The sequence below is a fragment of the Neobacillus niacini genome, assembly GCF_000759675.1.
GTDB classification, from domain to species: Bacteria; Bacillota; Bacilli; order Bacillales; family Cytobacillaceae; genus Neobacillus; species Neobacillus niacini_A.
This window is the reverse complement of the sequence record NZ_BAWM01000083.1, coordinates 101,076-121,997: the sequence shown is the minus strand read 5'-3', so window position 1 is coordinate 121,997 and position 20,922 is coordinate 101,076. Positions and strand designations below refer to the sequence as shown.

Annotated in this window: 13 protein-coding genes; 4 read left to right on the top strand and 9 right to left on the bottom strand. The window is 40.8% G+C overall.

All coding sequences use genetic code 11. The features are described 5' to 3' along the window. Window positions 1-62 precede the first annotated feature (62 nt). The 3 genes from TR08_RS20155 to TR08_RS20145 form a co-directional block, all read right to left on the bottom strand. Entirely contained in the window at window positions 63-1,325 is a 1,263-nt protein-coding gene (locus TR08_RS20155) for a DnaB-like helicase C-terminal domain-containing protein (RefSeq protein WP_045521333.1), read from the bottom strand. Further along, a complete protein-coding gene (locus tag TR08_RS20150; protein ID WP_238579202.1) occupies window positions 1,325-2,260 on the bottom strand; it encodes a DnaD domain protein in 936 nt (311 codons plus the stop codon). The genes TR08_RS20155 and TR08_RS20150 overlap by 1 nt, the downstream gene beginning before the upstream one ends. Window positions 2,261-2,399: 139 nt before the next feature. After that, on the bottom strand, window positions 2,400-2,645 hold the full coding sequence (locus TR08_RS20145) for a hypothetical protein (RefSeq protein WP_045521331.1): 246 nt from the start codon (window positions 2,643-2,645) through the stop codon (window positions 2,400-2,402). Between the two features lie 120 nt (window positions 2,646-2,765). Between TR08_RS20145 and TR08_RS20140 the strand changes: the two genes are divergently transcribed. Then, the gene (locus TR08_RS20140) at window positions 2,766-3,686 is read left to right on the top strand and encodes a hypothetical protein (protein WP_045521328.1); all 921 of its coding nucleotides are present in this window, start codon (window positions 2,766-2,768) and stop codon (window positions 3,684-3,686) included. 5 nt (window positions 3,687-3,691) lie between these two features. Continuing rightward, on the top strand, window positions 3,692-4,426 hold the full coding sequence (locus TR08_RS20135) for an SH3 domain-containing protein (RefSeq protein WP_045521325.1): 735 nt from the start codon (window positions 3,692-3,694) through the stop codon (window positions 4,424-4,426). A 352-nt stretch (window positions 4,427-4,778) separates the two neighbouring features. On the opposite strand, the gene TR08_RS20130 is transcribed toward TR08_RS20135, so the two are convergent. The 3 genes from TR08_RS20130 to TR08_RS20120 form a co-directional block, all read right to left on the bottom strand. Then, window positions 4,779-5,051: a hypothetical protein gene (locus TR08_RS20130; RefSeq protein ID WP_045521323.1), complete on the bottom strand. Its 273-nt coding sequence runs from the start codon at window positions 5,049-5,051 to the stop codon at window positions 4,779-4,781. 184 nt (window positions 5,052-5,235) lie between these two features. Further along, window positions 5,236-6,495 (bottom strand): 2-oxoglutarate dehydrogenase complex dihydrolipoyllysine-residue succinyltransferase, encoded by a 1,260-nt coding sequence (gene odhB, locus TR08_RS20125; RefSeq protein ID WP_045521321.1) that lies wholly within the window; start codon window positions 6,493-6,495, stop codon window positions 5,236-5,238. Window positions 6,496-6,563: 68 nt separating this feature from the next. Next, the gene (locus TR08_RS20120; protein WP_045521319.1) at window positions 6,564-9,446 is read right to left on the bottom strand and encodes a 2-oxoglutarate dehydrogenase E1 component; all 2,883 of its coding nucleotides are present in this window, start codon (window positions 9,444-9,446) and stop codon (window positions 6,564-6,566) included. A 170-nt stretch (window positions 9,447-9,616) separates the two neighbouring features. Here TR08_RS20120 and TR08_RS20115 point away from each other — a divergent pair, with 170 nt between their 5' ends. After that, window positions 9,617-10,501: a LysR family transcriptional regulator gene (locus TR08_RS20115; RefSeq protein ID WP_045521317.1), complete on the top strand. Its 885-nt coding sequence runs from the start codon at window positions 9,617-9,619 to the stop codon at window positions 10,499-10,501. 256 nt (window positions 10,502-10,757) lie between these two features. Here the strand turns inward: TR08_RS20115 and TR08_RS20110 are convergent, their stop codons facing one another. Further along, window positions 10,758-11,093 carry a DUF1904 family protein gene (locus TR08_RS20110; protein ID WP_045521316.1) on the bottom strand — a complete coding sequence of 112 codons (336 nt, stop codon included), beginning with the start codon at window positions 11,091-11,093 and terminating at the stop codon, window positions 10,758-10,760. Between the two features lie 403 nt (window positions 11,094-11,496). Then, window positions 11,497-13,827 (bottom strand): glycerophosphodiester phosphodiesterase family protein, encoded by a 2,331-nt coding sequence (locus TR08_RS20105; RefSeq protein ID WP_045521315.1) that lies wholly within the window; start codon window positions 13,825-13,827, stop codon window positions 11,497-11,499. 625 nt (window positions 13,828-14,452) lie between these two features. On the opposite strand from TR08_RS20105, the gene TR08_RS20100 reads away from it, so the two are divergent. Beyond that, entirely contained in the window at window positions 14,453-16,726 is a 2,274-nt protein-coding gene (locus tag TR08_RS20100) for an outer membrane protein assembly factor BamB family protein (RefSeq protein WP_045521314.1), read from the top strand. Between the two features lie 61 nt (window positions 16,727-16,787). Here the strand turns inward: TR08_RS20100 and TR08_RS20095 are convergent, their stop codons facing one another. Further along, the gene (locus tag TR08_RS20095; protein ID WP_045521313.1) at window positions 16,788-20,897 is read right to left on the bottom strand and encodes a phosphodiester glycosidase family protein; all 4,110 of its coding nucleotides are present in this window, start codon (window positions 20,895-20,897) and stop codon (window positions 16,788-16,790) included. Window positions 20,898-20,922 lie beyond the last annotated feature (25 nt).

The window sequence follows — 20,922 nt, the reverse complement described above, 5'->3', positions numbered from 1 at the left end:
ATAACACCTCGGTATTAGATTTTTAAATCCATCATCAGTTTAGTTCTTGCTTGTCTATTTGGTTAGATAAGGGTAACATTACTCACCTTTTGGTCCTCGATCCTCCCCGTATTCTGGTGGTAATTCACAGCGATGGTGCCCACTGGACCATTTCGATTTTTCGAGACAATGAGTTCAAGGGAATGATCCTCCGATCCCCTGTCATAATACTTTTCACGGTATAAGAACAAAATGACATCGGCGTCCTGCTCCACACTGCCAGATTCCCGAATATCAGACATCATCGGCCGTTTATTGGCTCTTGTTTCTACCGATCGATTGAGCTGTGCCAAACAAATGACCGGACAATCGAATTCCTTCGCCAGCGTTTTCAGGGATTTGGATATTTCCGTTACTTGTGAATGAGAATTTCCTCCGTAAAATTGACTTGATTGGATGAGTGTTAAGTAATCAATAAAAAGGATCGGTTTCCTGTTTGGAAATTGATTCATCATCTTTCGCGTTTTCGCTCTCATTTCGGCAATGGTTTGTCCAGCTCCATCAAAAATTTGCATATGGGTTTCATTGAGATCACCAATTACATCTGACCATTTATTCTTTTGATTTTGACTGAGCATTCTTTTCGGATCTCGCATTTTTGCCCGGTTAAAGTCTCCAGTCGACGCCATTAATCGGGAGGTAATCAGCTTTTCAGGCATTTCTAAGGAAAAGACAAGAGGCAGAAAACCTGCCCAACCTGACACTTTTGCAAAATGAAGCATCACATCCGTTTTTCCCATCGATGGTCTAGCGGCAATAATCGTCACTTCCCCGCCCCGAAAGCCTCCCGTCACTTCGTCAAGCTTTTTGATACCCGTTGTGGCACTTTTCATCGATATTTGATCTTGCCAGGGTGCCTCATAGATATCTACCAATGCTTGTTGTAAGGACGTGTGATCCTCCATTTTCATTTGGTTAATCTTATCCAATTCAGTAATGACTTTCGCAATCTCCCAATCATTCATGGCGGCAACGTTTAAGATGTTTCTCTTTTCTCGTTCCTTCCACAGATCTAGAATAAGCTTCTCCATTCCATCGAATTTCTCAAGATTCGCATATGTTGACAGCTCTGAAAGGTATGACATTCCCCCTAATGATTCCAGGTCAGGTAGGGTTGTGAATGTGATCAAATCGATATTCTTACCGGCACGGGTTAACTCCAGCATTTTTCGCATGATTTCTTTGTGTCGTGTACTTTCGAGCTGTTCAGGTTGTATCACGGTATCCTTTAGTAAGTACTCTGCCTTCATCAGTGTTCCTAAGAACGCTTTTTCCGCCATGCTCATCACTCATCACCATCCGATAAGTCAAGTACAAAATCACGAGGAATATCTCTTCCAGCTGAAAACGATTGTGATGTTTGGCTATGCTTTGGTAGCGATTTTTGGTTCTCCTGATATGAATCAATATCTTCTACGGTAAGTAACGATTCATTTTCCCAGTTTTTCAGAATCCCAACCACATAGCTCAGCCTTCGCTTGTTATTGGCACATGCAATATTCATCGCTTTTAAGATCATCTCTTTCGGCTGTAAAAAACTAGAATCATCCAACCAAGATAACAGCTGCTCTTTCGCATTCACGTTCGTAAAACCAAATCCATTAGCGTCCCAAAACTCGATAATTTCTTTTACATCTTGTTGATGATTCTCTAATGGACTCTCTATCTCTTTATAAAGAACTTGTTGTTGGTTTATTTGCCCACCAAGCATCGCATTATCAAGCTCTCCTAATTCAGAATCTATATATGTATCATCTTCATTTTGATTGATCTTTTCCTGGTCGATAAACTTCCCTTCTTGCTCACAAAACGATTCATACAAACTACGAATTTCCTGTTTCTGAATGGATTCTGAAACATATTGAATTAGTGAAATATCCTCGACTTCTTTTAATTCTGCAAAAATACAATCCATGACTGGTTTTCCTGCTTTATGCAGGTTTTCTTTCCCCCAATACTTAATGGCGAGTTCTCTTGTCTCAGGATTGTAACGAATCACCTTGTGAAGGTTGATGAATCGTTCCATTAACGAATGAACACTCTCAAGCGAATAGCCCAATTCAAATGCCATTTGTTTTTTGGTAATCTTATAGATCCCAATTTGAGTGGTATTTGAATTCGTAAGAAGATACACGTAAAATAACTTATCTTCTGGGGTCATCTCCTCCAGAACCATCGGATTCTTCCAAAATTCAGTACGTATCATTCTAAACTTTGCCATCTTCCATCACTAACCTTTCTTCTATTAAAATATCTTTCATAAAACATATATGGAAAAAAGGACAAAACGGACAGGATGTTTTTCAACTAGTTGTGAATAATTTATGACAAACAAAAACATGGTACTTATGACTTCCCTTTTATTTTGTTGAATCTGTAATGGACTCTATTTCTGGATTTTTATCTATATTTGGATAAAGAACTTGTTGTTTTTCTTTTTCTTTTTCTTTTTCTTTTTCTTTTTCTTTTTGCCCACGTATCGTAAAACAGTGCATGAACGCATCGTTAACTTTTGACTTAATAGGGTCTCTCAATTCTTTAATATAGTTTCCGTTAAATATTTTTTCCAAATTCCTCACGATCCCTCTTAAATTATGTTGCTTCAATTCCCTCAATCTCCAATTTCTTCATAGTTTTGGGGGCTTTTCTTCGGATTGTCTGCATAGAATGTAGACAAGGGTAAGTGATCTCTCAATGAAAATAGTTAACCTGGAGGGAATAACCTAATGCATTTTATTGAAGATGTTAAAGACGTGAAATTTAGTTTTTTGGAAAAGCCGCCAGCGTCGTCTATGACCTATGCCTTTGTTTATGTTAATAATCACAACGAATACTATGCAGTAAAAAATGGAGAGCGTTTGTCACGTAGTGAATTGCGGATTGGCAAATACAAAAGGGTTTATACAGTCAATATGCAGCAGCAAACCATCACCTACAAGGAGGAAGTCCCATCGGCTACAAGAGGAAGAAGGTTTTCTGTCAATTTATTTATCGATATTGCCGTTGAACACCCCGAACGGTTAGTTCAACAAAATGCAGGAGAATTTGGCGACATTATTAACAATAATTTGCCCTTCTGGGTGGAGTCAGAAGCAAGATTTTACCCTATTGAAGAGGATCTGAGTTTTGCCCGGCATATTGAAGAATTTTTTCAAACCTCGCCATTAGTCAAGGTGTTAAGAGAGGCTGGTATTGTGGTTCGAAATGTTCGTGTTTTGATCCGGCAAGGTCTTCGGGACCAGCACCATGATGAGGCGATTGCCGATTTAGACAGGAACGCGGAACTATCTGCCTATCAAGAGGCTCTAGACTTGGAGGAAGCGCGTCGCATTTCTGCCTCGATTAAAGAAGCTCTTCAAGCAGGTGATTTTATCACTGCAGGGAAGCTTGGAGAAAAGAATGAAATGGCAAAGCGGTTAGTGGAATCGGAGTTTAGCCAAAATCAAGCCTTCAAATATGAGGTGAACAAACAACTATTCAACTTAATCAACGATCACTCTATTGACCAGTTTGAGGCAGAACAAAGATTGGCCAAGCTAAAAAAACTATTCCCCTATCTCCCCGTTAATTTGGAAAACATCGATAGAAAAAAACAGATTTCTGGTCCAAAGAGAGAACTTCAATCCTATTTAAATAAAGGAGATTAGCGATTGTGGAATCCATTTTAAATCAGCTATTTTGGATCTGGTCACTTATTTCTGTCCTGCCGGAATGGATGCGTATTTTTTTCGCTCTCTTTGTGCTCTTGCAACTCGCTAGGCTGATTTTGTTGTACATTGTTCCTCCCTTCTTAAACTTGTTGTGCCGTTTGTTGAAAAAGATGATATATCTAATTTCTTACCCGATCATGGCATTTCTTTCCACGATGCAAAGACGGCGAAGAGAAGCAGGAATAGCTGGTATACCAGTTTGGATTGAAATGATTGAAGGAATGTTTGCCTTGTTCGAAAGTTTTTTCAACAAAATGATTCAACTTTTCATGAAACGGAAAAGGAATAAGAGAAGGGTTAAAAGATGGACCTTCTATTCTGCCACAGCTTTAGTGATTTTGCTTACTGCTGCCATCATAAATAACCCTAATGAGTGGTATACACAAAAATGGAAGAAAGCTGAGGTATGGTTAAACCAAGAACATGTGCACATACAAGTATCTAGGGCTTCCCCTGATCAAAAAGAATTAATTTTAAATAAGAATTATGAAGAAGGCGGAAATATTCGTGAAGCTCCTGCACTAACCGCACCCCGTCTATACACGATTACAAATGGAGAAATCATAAACTTTTTGAATGAAGAACAAGTAGATTCCAAAGGAATAAAGTGGCTAAAAGTTCAAACCGCAAACGGGGTCGAAGGCTGGATTTCAGCCTTGATTGTCAGGGAAAAATAATAAATTGAGAGGGATATTCACCATCTAACTGTCGCAATGGATTGAACAATTTGCGTTATTTTATAACCTTTTTCCAGGTCACAGCACAACCTAAATAAGGAGGGTTGACTCTAATAAGCATAGTCCCCTCTCCTTATTTAAAGTTCTCCAATTGATCAAACCGTAAACCTCCAGTTAAAACGCAAGCATAGCTTTACGACTACAAATTTGATTTTTTTCCTCAAAACTCATCACTCTTCACCTCCCGTAAGGTCAAGTTCAAAGCCACTTGGAATATTCTCTGCCTCCAGGAAACGATTGTGTTGAAACTCTATAAATTTCTTTCACTTCTAGTGGATGATTCTCTAATCGATTATCTATTTCTGGATTTTTCTCTATGTCTCGATAAAGAACTTGTTTTTTCTTGCCCACTAAGCGTAGAACTAATAGGAATCACTTGGGTAAGCTCTCCCCATTTAGGATCTAAATATGTATCATCTTCATCTTGTTCGATATCTTCCTTTTCAATAAACATCCCTTCTTGCTGACAAAAAGATCCATATAATCTATGAATTTCCTGTCTCTGAATGGATTCAGAAACATATTTAATTAATGCGGTATCCTCGACATCCTTTAATCCTATCATTTCCCTGTTAAGCTACGGAAAACTTTGTGTGAAAATGAATTCAAACCCTACCTTTTTCAACTCCCCCCCCAAAAAAACACCCACAAACATTGATATATCAACATTTGTGGGTGTTATTATCTTTAAAATATTCTATCTTGTTCTTAAAAAAATAGTTATAAATTGAACCTACTCTATTATGCATTTACCCTTCTAATAATAAAGAGTGTGGATCTTCCAACAATTCTTTTACTGTGGCCAGGAAGCTGACTGCCTCTTTTCCGTCCACAATTCGATGGTCGTAAGAAAGGGCAATATACATCATCGGGCGATTTTCCATTCGTTCACGATCAATCGCTACTGGTCTTATTTGGATTTTATGCATACCGAGAATCCCCACTTGCGGGCTATTCAAGATTGGCGTTGACATTAATGAACCGAAAACACCGCCGTTTGTAATCGTAAATGTTCCACCTTGCAAATCATTTAAAGTAAGGGCATTATCACGAGCTTTTTTACCGAGATTACCGATTTCTTGTTCGATTTCGGCAAAGTTTTTCTGGTTCGCATTGCGTACAACTGGTACGACCAACCCCTCTGGTGCTGCTACAGCAATTCCGATATCATAAAACTTCTTGAGAATCAATTCATCGCCTTGAATTTCGGCATTTAAAAGCGGGAATTGTTTTAAAGCTGAAACCACGGCTTTTGTAAAGAAGGACATGAACCCAAGACGAACACCATGTTTTTCGAAAAAGGCATCTTTCCGCTTAGTGCGTAAATCCATAACAGCGGACATATCCACTTCGTTAAATGTAGTTAACATCGCCGCTGTATGCTGGACTTCTACTAAGCGTTTAGCGATGGTTTGACGCCGACGGGACATTTTCACACGTTCTACTGGTTTGTCAAACTCTTCATCTATTTGTTGTACGGCAGGTTTTGGGCTGGTCTTTTCCAACTTTGGTTCTTCTTTAACCGCAGGTGTATGTGTATATGCTTTTACATCCTCTGGTCTAATTCTGCCAAGTGGATCACGGCTGTTTACTTGGTGTAAATCGATTCCCAGTTCTCTTGCCAATTTTCTTGCCGCTGGTGAAGCAATTGGACGTGCGGCTTTCGAAAGTTCTGGCTCAGGTTGGTTGCTTGGTTGATTTAAAGTTTCTACTGCCGGTCTTTCCGGAGCTGCAGCTGGAACAGCTGGAGTGCCTGGAGTGGCTTCTTCAGCTGTATTCTCTTCGATAATCGCAATTACATCGCCTACTTCGACGATATCGCCCGTCTCTTTTAATAATTTTGAAACTATACCTGAGTATTCGGTATTTAATTCGATATTCACTTTGTCAGTTTCCAGCTCAACAACACTATCTCCCTTGGTCACTTTATCACCTATATTAATGAGCCATTGTGAAATGGTTCCTTCTGTAATGGATTCTGCCAGTTCTGGTACTTTAATTTCTATCATGTGATGTATCCCCCTAGGTATTAGGCTAAATCTTCTTTTAAATTATTATCTTAGTTTTTCGCTAATGATTATCTGTTTTCTTGTTTCTGATTAACTACTATACTATTAGAATTCAAGGCATGTTCGATAATACGTTCTTGTTCCTTCTTATGAACTAATGGGTCCCCGCCTGCCGTGCTTGAACGGTACTGACGCCCAATATAAGTGACAGTCAGGCTGCCTGCAGCAAGTTCAAAAAGAGTTGGGGCAATAAAATGCCAAGCTCCCATATTCTTCGGTTCTTCCTGTACCCATACGATTTCCCTCAAATTAGGATAACGCTTCAAGATCGCTTCTACTTTTTCCTGAGGAAATGGATACAATTGTTCGATTCGAACGATGTGTATCTCTTCTAAGTTTCGCTTTTCTTTCATTGAGTCGATTTCTACAGCCAGATCGATGGCCATCTTGCCAGTTGTTAACACTAAACGCCTTACCATATCCGTCTCTTTTCCTAGCTCAGGCTGTTCCACAACTGTTTGGAAATGGCCTTCGCTTAGCGAAGTACCAGGAGAAGCGACCAACGGGTGGCGAAGCAGACTCTTTGGCGTCATAATCACCAATGGCCGAACAAACTCTGTGCCTAGTATGGAGGCTTGACGGCGTAAAATATGAAAATATTGGGCTGCACTTGTCAGGTTGGCAACTGTCCAGTTGTTTTCAGCTGCTAACTGTAAAAAGCGTTCCGGACGGGCGCTGGAATGCTCCGGACCTTGGCCTTCATACCCGTGAGGCAACAGGAGGATAAGCCCTGATTTTTGCCCCCATTTTGCTCTTGCGGATGAAACAAATTGATCATAGAGGGGTTGTGCTGTGTTGGCAAAGTCGCCATATTGTGCTTCCCACATGACAAGTGTTTCAGGAGCAAATACATTATATCCATATTCAAAACCTACAACAGCTGCTTCCGACAGCGGACTATTATGAACCGCAAACGAAGCTCGCGCTTGTGGAAGCTGGTGCAGTGGTGAATAGGTATCGTTTGTTTCCGAGTCGTGAAGCACAATGTGCCGCTGCGCAAACGTTCCACGCTCAGAATCTTGGCCGGTTAGACGAATCGGCGTACCATCTTTTAACATCGACGCAAATGCTAGCACTTCTGCTACCGCCCAATCTACTTTCCCGTTCTCTTCTAGTGCCTTATCACGGCGCTCCAGAATCCGCTTTAATTTTGGATAAACATGAAAACCATCCGGCCATTTCAGCAAATCTTGGTTTAATTCACGAAGGGTATCAAGGGGTACACTTGTTTCCACCGGTGGAATTCCTTTTGCGATCACCCTCGGAACCTCTACTTCTGCAAGGGGTTCACTCTGCTTCTTCTCGGACACTTTGTCAAACTCTGCTTGCAACATTTCGTACACGCAGCGATTAATGTGCTCAACTTCTTCTTGTTTGAGAATGCCTTTATTTTGCAACTGTTTGGAATACACCGCTCTTACCGTTGGATGGTTTGCGATTTTTTTGTAAACCTGTGGCTGGGTGACCGCTGCATCATCCATTTCATTGTGGCCAAATCGCCGGTACCCAACTAAATCAATCAAAAAGTCCTTTTGGAACCGAGTACGGTATTGATAGGCCAGACGAACTGCAGCCAGACAAGCTTCTGGATCGTCCGCATTTACATGTACAATCGGAATCTCAAATCCTTTTGCTAAGTCACTCGAATATCTCGTCGAACGAGAATCGTGGCTATCTGTCGTAAAACCGACCATGTTGTTGGCAATGATATGGATGGTTCCACCTGTTCGATATCCTTTTAACCCGCTTAAATTCAAGGTCTCTGCTACAATTCCCTGGCCTGGAAAGGCTGCATCGCCATGGACCAAAATCGCAAATGCCCTCTTAACATCTTGCTTAGGGTAACCGGCATAATTTCGTTCTTCTTGGGCAGCTCTTGCAAAACCTTCGACTACCGGATCGACAAATTCAAGATGACTCGGATTATTGGCTAAGGTAATACGTGTGCGAACGTTCCCGGGGCCTTCCATGAATCGATTACGACCTAAATGGTATTTCACATCTCCGGTCCAGCCCTCACTAATGTCGACTAAATCTTCTGACGGACCTTGTTGTTTGGCAGACGAGTGCTGAAATTCAGAGAACATCTTGCTGTATGGTTTGTTTAATACATGTGCAAGGACACTTAGGCGGCCGCGATGCGCCATTCCAATCACGACATTACGTGCTCCATCCCCTACACCTTCGTGCACGGCTTCATTCAGCATGGGTACAATCATGTCAACGCCTTCAATAGAAAATCTCTTTTGACCGACAAAGGTTTTATGCAAAAATTGTTCAAATCCTTCAACCTCTGTCAGACTCTGTAACAAATTCTTTTGTTCTTCTTTAGATAAGGAGCGATGCAAAGAACCTGTCTCCACCATTTGAGTTAACCATACTCGTTCATCGATATGTTGAACATGGTTAAATTCATAGGCTAGTGTGGAGGTATAAATACGCTTTAAATGGTTGATAGCATCCCATGCGGTTTGAATGCCTGCCGGTGCCTCCTCCCAAACTAGTTTGGTTGGAATCGTTTTCAACTCTTGTTCACTAACCCCATATTTTTCTGGATTAAACAACTCTTGATTTTGGAGATTCTCCTCTAATGGGTTCATGTTTGCCGCTAAATGACCGTTTAATCGAATTTCTTCTAGCAGTTTTACCACTTTAAGTATTTTCTGTATATTTATAAAATTATTAGGATTGACAGATTCATTATTATGGGTTGCTTCGGTATGATTTGACTCAAAAGACAAAGGTGAGCCCCATTTAATAAAAAGCTCTTTTAATTTTGGATCAATGGTGTCTTCACCGTTCGTGTACCGCTCATATTGTTCGATTACATAGCCAAGGTTTGGACCATTAAATTTCCGCCATGGATTATGTTCGTTTTTTTGTACTCCCATTCCCTATTCCCCCATTGTTGTGTTACTTTATATGTTATGTTTCGGATTATTTAGTAAGGTATTTATCAATTGCTATAGGATAAGGATAATGTAATAATTGAAATAAATAAAATGCTAAAAAATTATATTTAACTATAAAAAATATTTATAACAGATAAATGGGTGAAACTATGGATTACCGTGATTGGGAAATACTGAAGGTACTTTATCAACAAAAAAATCTAACAAAAACAGCTCGCCTATTATTTCTAACTCAACCCGCACTAACGACTCGATTAAAGCATATGCAAGAAGAACTGGGTGTAAAAATCGTAACCCGAGAAAGCAGAGGAGTTCATTTTACCCCACAAGGTGAATATCTTGTTCATTGTGCTGAGGAGGCTCTTGCTCATTATGAAAAGATTAAAGAAAATGTCCAAAATATGAGTAATAACGAAAGTGACCAAGTGGTAGGTACGTTGAAATTGGGGGTATCCAATTTTTTTGCCAATTATGAACTTCCCTATGTTTTAAAATTATTTAAAATGCAATATCCACATGTGGAATTCAAAGTAACTACGGGATGGAGCAGAGACGTAACTCAACTTATACACAATAAGGACGTTCATATCAGCTTTGTTCGTGGAGATTATGGCTGGCGGGGATTATCGAAACATCAATTGTTTGAGGAAACCATCTGTATTGCTTCAAAGGATGAGATTGATATGAAGGATCTCCCTCGTCTTCCGAGAATCGAATATAAAGGGGATTACTTATTAAAATCAGTCATTGATCATTGGTGGGCTGAAAATTATGCCCAAGCTCCCTTTATAAGTATAGAAGTCGATCAAGTAGACCCTTGTAAGGAAATGGTTATAAATGGTTTAGGATATGGCATCTTGTCCAGCAGGGTACTAACCGGTATAGAAGACTTACAAAAAATCCACCTACTTGATCAAGAAGGAAATCCTATATTACGAAGAACGTGGATGTATTATCATAAGGAATCTCTAGAATGGAATGTAGTTAAGGCATTTGTACATTTTATCGAAAATTTTGATTGGAAAGACAATTGAATAATTTAACAGACGTTGACATTTATATTTTCAATCAGACTGGTCAAAAAAATAAGGACTAACCGTGAAACAGTCAGTCCTTTACTGATAACATAAAAACTGTTCTATACGATTGATTTTATTTTCCGTGTATTTAAAGGATGCCGCAGCTATCCTAAATGCAAATTTACTGCAAAAAAGGCAGGGAGCCCCTGCCTTTTTTTGCAGTAAATAATAATACAGACAGTTAATATATTTTTGTGATAAAACTTTAGCGTCACGAAGAGGCAAAACTCTTTCCGTTCAGATAATAAGCGGACTCAAGGAATGTACTGAAAGCGACTTCTACCTCTGAAATTCCGAGTGCTTGAATATGTTTTGTTACAATGTTGGCAAATTGATCTTGAATTTCCTGACCGCGTTCGAACCATTTTACTTCAATTAATGGGTATCCAGGCACCTCATTGCCATCATGTACATAGGTTGAATTGACAATTTCTAAGGTGAAATTGTCTGTTCCACATGCACATAAATCCGCCAATTCTTGTACTAGTGTAGTACTAATAGTTTTTACTTGATCAACTGAAACTCCTCTAATGAGTAAATGTGGCATACAAATTCCTCCTGCAACCGGGTAATAAATTTTTACAATATTAAAGACAAAGTTTATTATTGCACTAATTTATCTCATTGCCAAATCAAACCTGCTAACGTTCCTCCTTTGTCAATGTATTTTGAATTTTTCAATAATAATGATAAAAAAGAATATATGGATGATTAGCTGTATAGAGTTACTTTGGGTGTAGCGATAGTTCCTTCTAAAAAAAGCAGAGACCCTACTTGGTCCCTGCATCTCGATGTTATTCTCAAATTAGGCTCTTGGTTATCCAGGTTCCTTTTCTTGATTTGTGAATTGTTGTGTTATCTAGTTGATTGTTTATTATAGAACCATTGCAAAACATATTATGTTTCTAATTTTTGATTGTTCATTTAAAGAGGCGCATTTATCTAAATTCTCATTCTGTAACAGTTACTTCAATAGGCTCTGCTACTAAATGCCATTCCTTCCCAAGCATTTGGAATGTATGCATCGCAAACACATTTACCGTTCCTGGCTCAATAGCTTGGATGGTATTACCTTCAATTTTAACCTTAGTTTCTCCACTGTTCACAAAGAGCGTCGTCTGAATATTTTCCGTTTTAGATTCTCGATAGTTCACTTTGGATTTCACCTGAATCATCGCTGATTTTCCGACATTCAAGTTGACTTTTTTGTTCGGAATTTCTAGGCGAATCGGTGCATCCGTCAGCCACTGGGTATAGTCCGTGATCGGTCCTACTACGCCTGCCTGCAAGGCTTCTCCAAACGGATTCTCATTTCTAAACGTCCAATGCATATTTAAGAATCCACGCTGGCGCATGTATTGGATAAATTCCGGATTCAGACTGCCATAGTCTGCATTAAGTGTCGCGTTCATGCTTGCGCCGTACTGCATCATCTGCAGGGCTTTTTTGAGCCTGCTGTCGGTCGTGGAAGGTGAGCCTGACGAATAAAGATAACCGGTGCCAACTTCCTGGTTGAGACTGCGAGTGTTTCTGATATGATTGGCATTAAAGCTTTGAATTACGACGTTATCAATCATTCCAGCTTGCTCAATTTCCTGCATCACTTGCTTCTCGATGCCATCCGCCTTCAACTCGACAAGAAGCACTACATCTTTCCCATTAAACTCATTTAAATACTCTGCAAATGTTGGCACCTTTTCACCTGCGAATTCCGGACTAAACTTGATACCGGCATCTAGTCCACGAATCTGTTCAAGCGTTAAGTCCTTTACATATCCAGTTCCGTTCGTTGTCCGATCCACTTTAGAATCGTGCATAATGACTAGCTTGCCATCTTTTGTCCTCTGTACGTCTGTCTCGATCATATCAGCTCCCAATTCATAAGCCTTTCGATAGGAAGCCATTGTATTTTCAGGTGCAATGGAAGGAACACCGCGATGTGCGGCAACGACCGGGCGCTGCACAAGTGTATTCTCTGGATAATGCCCCAAAGCTTCAATGGAAGCTAAAGGGTTATCCGTTACAATGCCATCCACTCCAAGATGAATGATTGTATGAGCGGCTTGCACATCTTCAGCACCGCTTCCCCAAACCGAAATGGCACGGCTATGCAGATAGTGGACTGCATCAGGGCTAAGATTTTTTTGTGGAATTACCGCTACCATCGCATCGCTTTTATGAATGTCCCTTGCGAACGCCGCTATATCATTCTTATTGAAGGATGCTTTGTTGTAAAGAAGGGCACCGCGTGCCGTTTTAATAAAACCGCGCATTTCTTTTACGATAGCTGGATTACTGGATAAAATCTGAAAATCCTGTGTCTGTGTTACCTTCATGATATTCGCAAGAACTTCTATATCCGCATGTTCTTCTACTTGAATAACCGGAATGAATTTGCCCTTAATGTTTTCCAGGGCTTTTTCAATAGGTGCCCCGTCAACAGTCCATTGTCCCTGCTCGTTCCTCTTTGCCTGAAGGAGCACTGAAGATGCACCTTCTTGCGCAACTGTATCCGAAATAATCGTAGGCGGATTCACGATATTTGTTTTCGCTTCTTGGGGAAGAAATGCGTTCGTCTTCCCTAAAGGAGGAAGTGCATTTGAATAGGCATTGACCTTTACATTATCGAATTGAACGGTGGTACCGCTCGCTTGAAAGCCAACATCTCCACTTGCCCATGTCCCCGCCTGATCCGTATCAACCACAAGCTGACCATCGATAAATTGCTGCACTCGATTGCCGCTTGCAATGACTTTTATGTGATATGACTTATTGAAAACCATATTTTCCGGATAGAAATTCGTTTCCGGTACGACCCATTGATTATTTTCATTCCGGATGGCGAACTCCAGCCCGTTCAACGACGTAGTGCCTCTGCGAATCGCGAATTGATAATAAGGATAAGAATTTGGCTGTATACGATACATCAATGAAGCCCATCGAGTGTCTTCCACTGCACTTTGAAACGTCATATCGGCTTCAAAAACGTAATTCCCTGTTTGGTTTCCTAAAGGAATCACTACTCTGGCAGGAGCACCAGAAGATGGAGACGATAATACTAGCTTGCCGTCTACGACCTTGGCAACTCCCTGTACAAGTTTCCAGCCCGCAGGCAGTGTACCGTTAGCGATTTGATCGAAATTCTCCTGTGTAAGAGCTTGCTCCGCGGCGTGTACCTTAGTAGAACTGTTCACCGGAGCCATCCACATACTTCCAAAAATACCTGCTGATACTAGAACAGCAGTAATTCTTTTTGATTTCCCCCTGAAATTTGCTACCATTTGTTAGTCTCCTTTTTATTTAGTAGAAACATTGTGACTAATTGACGGGTGTTTTTGTGTATTTTAGATAGAAAGAGTGCAAAGGAGTACATACTTTACAATGAAAATATTACTAAATGAAGTTAAACGTAGGATTAATATATTTTAAAGATATTGTAAAAAAACACGGGACTTTTGCATTAAGTATTTTCTACTAATCTAAATGATCTAGGACATAGAGTAATAAGTTAACTGGACGATGAACAGGGGAAAATGAATGATAAAAAAGGAATAAATAGTTGAAATAAAAGCTTTTTAGGAGGTTTGTGAGAAAGAAAGTTTTTAATTTTTTTCTAAAAGTTCTTTTTACAAACAAAAAAGAGTGACAAGTTTACATACCCTGGCACTCCATTTTCTATAAATTAAGTTTGTTACTATTAGTTCCTTGTAACGACTTTTCATATCTTAGTTGGTAGTGAAAAATACCACAAAGATTTTGGGATATAAGACCTAAAAGGAATGAGAGTAATATTACTTATTTTTCCACATTAACATACTTTTAACAATTCCTAAGTTTCCACTTTACATTCATCCGTTAAAGTTTTAGTGAACACAAATATCTACTCACAAAAATCAGGAGGAAAAGATGAAACAGGAATTTAAGAAATGGAAAACGGATCCAATTGATCGCAGAGATTTTTTGAAAAAGACAGGAGGAATTATGGGTCTAGCCATGTTGAGCCAGCTTCCATTTGGCTCTTTTGTTCTAGCGGATAATCAGGATTTTTCGTTTGCGATTATTGCTGATACCCACATCGACCCATACAATCCTGCACGCAGCGAGCGGCTTCGAACCATCTTTAATGAAATTTCTAATACTAAAGCAAATTTCGTTCTACATGTCGGGGATATGGTTGAAGCAGGATTTGCGGAAGAATATCAAGAATTCGATAAAATTCTGCCTGCAGAGCTGAAAGGTCGTGTCTATGGCGTTCCCGGAAACCATGAAGTACGTTGGGACGAATGGGCTGGAGAATTGTATGAGGACCTATTTGGGGAGTCTCAATATTCCTTCGATCATGGCGGCATTCATTTTATTGCTCTAGATCCAACTCAGCTTCTTCAGGAACCAGGATATTTTACAGCTTCCCAGTTGGACTGGTTGGAAAAAGACCTTAAAAAAACAGGCGTGCATACACCTGTCGTAGTTTATTTACATTATCCAATTGGCAATAATAATTATTATATTATCAATGAAAATAAGTTTTTTGAGGTTGTTGAACGCTATAACGTTCGGGCCGTTTTTACCGGACATATTCATCGCGAAGAAGTATGGAAACAAAATGGGATGACATTGATCTCCCTGCCAGCAGCAAAAGACAGTGCTGTCTACCATTGGGTGGAAAAAAAGAATGCGGCAAACGGTTCTCCGATACTAGCAATATATCATGCAGAGATTAACGGCTCTTCCCCATCCGGTAAAACACTACTTGTCGAGATACTGCTTGAAGGAGTAAAGCCCGCACAGTTTGAGAAACCGAAACTGGTTCATTTTACCGGGCCTAAAGATGCGTCTGGAACAGGTTCTCTCCATGTGGAGCTAAGTCCAAAATCGAGTATCCAATCCGTCCAATATCAGTTTTGGCCGGAAGATACATATGCTGGTAAGAATCCAGGGGACTGGCAGGACCTAATCCCAGCCAAAAGTTCTCGACTTCAATGGCGGGGAAATGTTCATACAAGTGACATGGCTCTAGGAGTTTACTTACTCCAAGTTAGGGTAACTAACACACAAGGAGAATTTTGGGACGAATTCCAGGAGGTTTCCATCGATAAGTCTGAGGGGATCATTTCAAAATCACGAATGAACTGGGTGCAAGAACTACGCAGCCCTATTCAGTCCGACTTAATCGTAGTGCAAAATGGTGCCTCTGCATTGGTAGTGGCCTCCACCATGGATGGGGAAATTGTCACTCTAAACCTGGATGACAAAGGGAAAACGACCTGGAGCTATAAAACCAGGGCAGCGATTATTGGTACACCAGCCGTTAACAAAAAACAAGATCGGATTTTTGTAGGGTCTGCAGACCACACATTGTATGCTCTTGATACGCAATCTGGAAGTTTGATTTGGACATGTAAACTTCCAAAACCGATTCTCGGTACGCTGCATTACATTGAAACAGAAGCTTCTGGTATTGTCCTTATTCCAGTTGGAAGAATGATAGCAGGAGTGAATGCTGAAACAGGTTCTCTGCTTTGGAGTACACAAATTGAAGGATTATCTGCCGGAAAGCCTGCCTCAGACGGACGCTTTGCATTTATCGGCGCTGGGGACGGCAAAGTCCGGGCGTTGGATGCGGCAACTGGGAAGGTCATTTGGACCAAACCATTGGCAATTAAAGACGCCCCATACCGTACACTGCTTTACAGCCCATGGGCATCCAAGGCAGCGGTTTTACCGAAGGGCCCAAATGACCGCCAGTTAGTGTTGGTTGGAGATGTAACAAATGCTTATGCTCTGGATTGCGCGACCGGTGCAGAAGTTTGGCGGCTTAAGGGTGGCTTCCTTTACTCAAGCCCGCTGATTCTATCCGAACCAGAGCCACTCCTAATTCTTGCCGATGAATGGGGCAAAGTATTTGCGGTTGAACCTGCAACCGGTGTAGTGCGCTGGATGATTACAACACAACAAAGGATATTTAACGCATCTCCTGTTTTGGCAAATGGCATGGTTTATGTAACCGGTGTTAACGGGCTCATAACAGGACTTAATCCAAAAGATGGTTCAGTCGTTGACCGATACCACTTCTCCACAGGGTATACCTATTCTACTCCTGCTTCATTAGGAAACATTCTCTTCGCAGCAGGGCAGGACGGAAAAGTTCGAGCGGTGACTGTCAACGCCCGAAGTTTGTAGAAATAATTAAAAGAGTGCCAGGCACCACCCGATGGTGCCTGACACTCTTTCTATTTTCTCCTTATTCAACCTCTTCTTCTTCGTGATAATCAGGATTGATGACCGTAAATTGATCAATGGTTTCACCGTCAGAAGTAATGGTGGTGAAGGTGATTTGATCTTTGTCTACCTTGGCTTGAATGGAAACAGCAATGTTTTCCATATTGACATAGTCAAATTTCTCATCTGCCACGGCATCGTAGTGTTTTTTACCTGTTGTACCGGCGACTACATAAACCGTTCCGTTCGGGTCTTCCTTGCCGGCCTTCAATTTTTTCGTTCTGCCGTAGGAATGATCATGGCCGGAGAATACGATATCAATTCCTAATTCATCGACAACTGGCGGAAGCTTTTCTTTCATGATGGCATTTCCACCAAAAGGATTGGTGAAATAAGGTGGCTTGTGGGTAACAAGGATTTTCCAAGGTTTATCGGAATTCTGTACATCCTGTTTCAGCCATTCCAGCTGTTTGTTCAGAATCTCGGTATTATCCGTATACCCTAATACACTTATGTGCATATTATTGTAATCTACTGAATACGTACCGCCTATATCGGCATCTGGACCATTTTCAGGCGAGTTGAAAATGGCTTTCGCTAAATGGCCATCCGCATCCCCCATGTATTCATGATTTCCCAGAGTTGCGACAAGATCAGTCGTACGGATATTGTTGTACTGGCTCATGGTCCGTAATGTATCGTCCCATTGCTTAAATTTAGAAGATTCATCAATCAGGTCGCCGACATGAATCATGAACGACAAGTCTTTCTTATCTAAATCCCCTAGTATTTTATTAAAATCACTCAAATCGGAAGGAGATTGCGTGTCTCCTAAAATCGCAAATTCGAACGTTTGCTTCCTTTTTAACGTGTTGAACTCTTGTAGTTCTGACCAATTTTCGCCATCACCAACACGATAAATATAAGTTGTACCTTGTTGTAATTTCGTTACGATCACTTCATTCACACGAACGATTCCGTTTTTCGTAATATCTTGCTCTCCAGAGAATACTTGGTTGCTGGATGACCCGGTAACCGTTTCTAGTGCCCCTTCGCCTTTCTTGTCATAGTCCTTTTTTCTGGCAAACTGGATTACCGTTTTATCTTCCGCTAATGGACTCGACATCCATGTGAAGCCTTTTTCTTTATAAGGATCACCCGTCGGCGAGCTAATCACATTTTTGATTTCGTTTGCCGCCGCTAGAGAAGGATAGGTCTGCGTGTTCAATTTGAATGAATACTTACCATCTTTGACAGCATATAAAGCAATTTTCTTTACTTCATTGATGATAGAATCGACTAGAAGAGAACCCTTTTCGTCTGTTTTTCCAAGTGAAACAGTTTTATCATCAATCACAGCAAAAACTTCCGCATCAGCGACAAATTCATTCTTAGTATCTTTCACCATCATAACAGTAGGCTTGCCAATTAAAATGTGCTCTGTTACTATTTCGAAAGCACCTCTGACCTCCACGCTCGCAGGCTTCATGGAATAGGTAGAGACAAAACTTTGATCTTTCGCTGGTCGATAGCTTAGACTAGCTTCTGCGATTTCATAGGTTAACAAGCTGCCTTCCTTTGTAGTTTCAGGAATGCGAACTTGAATCGTTGCCGCCTCTGCAGCTGCTGCAGTTTCCCCGTTGTTCACAAGATTTAATGTAAGAATTCCCGTTTCCTTATCATAGTTTGATGTGCTAGTGCTAAAAGCATTTGAAAAAGTAACACTTTCTACTGGATAGTTTTTATCAAGTTGCAATTTAATGGCAGATTCAGAGATTTCAGCTGGATTTGTTGCTTTCACCACAAGCTCGAACACATCGCCCAGCAACGCTTCCTCTTGTTTTTTTGCGATTTCAACCTTGGCTGAACCGGTGTTTACTGTGAAATAGACTGTTTTAATGGCTTGGTTTCCAAATTTATCTGGAACCATAAGGGTGACCTGATGGGTTCCATCAGCAAATTTTAGTCCACTTAAGGACACGGAGCCATCCATATCATATGAAAAATGCCCTTCCAGCTTGGAATAATCCTTTCCATCTATGAAAATACTTATTTTATCCCAATCGATTCCTGTTTTAAATGGATCGTTTTCATATTCATTTATGCTTGCCTTCAGATTCACAGCATTGTTCGTGAATTCTTTTCCGTCTACGTTAATGGATTGGATTTCTGGAGGATATAAGTCGTCTACTTTTTCCCCGTATACAGCTCTAATATTATCAACATAAATAGTTCCTTTGGTCATTGGTCCGGTGATTCCTGAATTTGTTGACATTAACCGAATGGTTTGGGTCCCCGATAGCTTGAACGGCCCAGTAAAAGAGGCAGGAATCTCTGCTTCGACGTATTTCCAACCTGTCCAATCAATCCCTGGTTTTTCCCCAGTCAGATTAATGGTCTGACTTTTGTTGTTACCATCGACAATCAGCATTCTCAGCCAATAGCCTTGTGCTTCCGGTGTTCCGTACACCCACATCCCAATGCCAGAAGGGTTATCTTCGATGGCTGTGTTTGACCCCGGACCTGCATAAACTCCAAGAGTGGTTCCCTTTTGGGCATTGGTAAAATCAAAATCGAGTTTTAATGACTGACTACCAAACCGAACGGGTGCTGGATATTTACTTAAACTAAGCGTTCCTTTTTCACCGCGGTTGGCTGTTGCTGTTCTCCAGCTTTCAAGATCCTGTTCAAAATCAAACATAACTTTAGGAAGTTTTCCAACTGAAACTTTTATTTGTGCTGAAAGATTGGAATCTTTCAAGCGCGCTGTAATCGTTCCGGAAACGGATTTATCAGCTGAATGAAGGACACCGTTTTCATCAATGGTTCCCATCCCTTCAGGGATTTCAAATTCGATATCTTGTAAACTCCAATCTACCATTCTCTTTTGAAATTTCGCCACTAAGCCTAAGTTACTTTCGCTATTCCTCGCAACGGTTATTTCCGATGAGGTAAAAGACATCTCTTCCGGCTGGGCGATTTCGATTATGCTTTTTCCAACCTCATTGCCTTGATGTTTCAAAACAATATTGAATTGACCGGTTTTTCCGTTCGAAGTAAAATTTCCTATCTCATCAATGGTACCGAAGGAAGAATCCGATAATTCCCATGTTAAGCCAGATGTCGGCAATGCAGCGGAAGCCATGGATTTGTCCCTTCCCTTCGCGGTAAATGATATGGCTGAGCCAGGAGTAAAGGATTGATCATACGGTTCAATATGAGCAGAGGCAAAAACATGATCAGCTGGCTCTTCAGTTACAATCAGCCACGAGTTCGCAACACTTCGTTCCGAACGATCAGACGGTTGGTTGTCAACCTCAAGCTGATCTCCACCCAGTTCACGAGTGGTAAAAGTTGACGACCCTCCGCCATCAAGGTTTAACGCATCCACTGCTCCTAGATCAATCATTAATTTCGCCAAATCAGGCATAGAGATTCCAGCTGAATATGGCTCTTGTCGTCCATCGATCACGACAAAAAATACATCGCCGTCTGCTTTAATCCCAACAGCGGTTCGAGGCTCTTTATCTGCGCCTGTTTGCGGTGTTTGAAAGATTTGTCCGTCTTTTACTAGGATTGCATTCCCGCCTAACGCTTCTTGTAACTGCTCTTTCATGACATCATATTCAGCGGCAGAACCTATTACCGCTTCGCCTGATTTGGTCATTCCAAAAAATCTCCAGGATCCATTCTGAGCTTTTATTGCTTTTCCATCCTTATAAACAATCCCATTCGGCTCACCTGTTGCCATATTATAAAAATCGGCATTTACAGCAGCAACCACTTGATGGTTGTCCGCATTTGCGGCTTCCGCTTGCTTTCTAACGGGCTGAAGGCCATATGATTCTCCGTCATTCGGTGTCCCTGCTTCAATCGAAACACTAGGATTATGTACATCTACATCAACTACAAAACTCTCAATCTTTTTACCGTCTTTCCCCTCAAAACTATAATGTTTTTCCTTCACACCAGATCCAAGATCAGCTTGATATAGGTTGATCGGTGTTTGAACAACCTCAGAATTTAAATCAAAGCTACCCAAGGCCGACGTCAGGTTTGGAGAAATGATACTCGTAGCCAAAGCAACTGACAGAGTGATCGGCAACAACCTTTTCTTCCAATTTCTCTTCATACAGCACCTCCAAAGTCTATTAAAC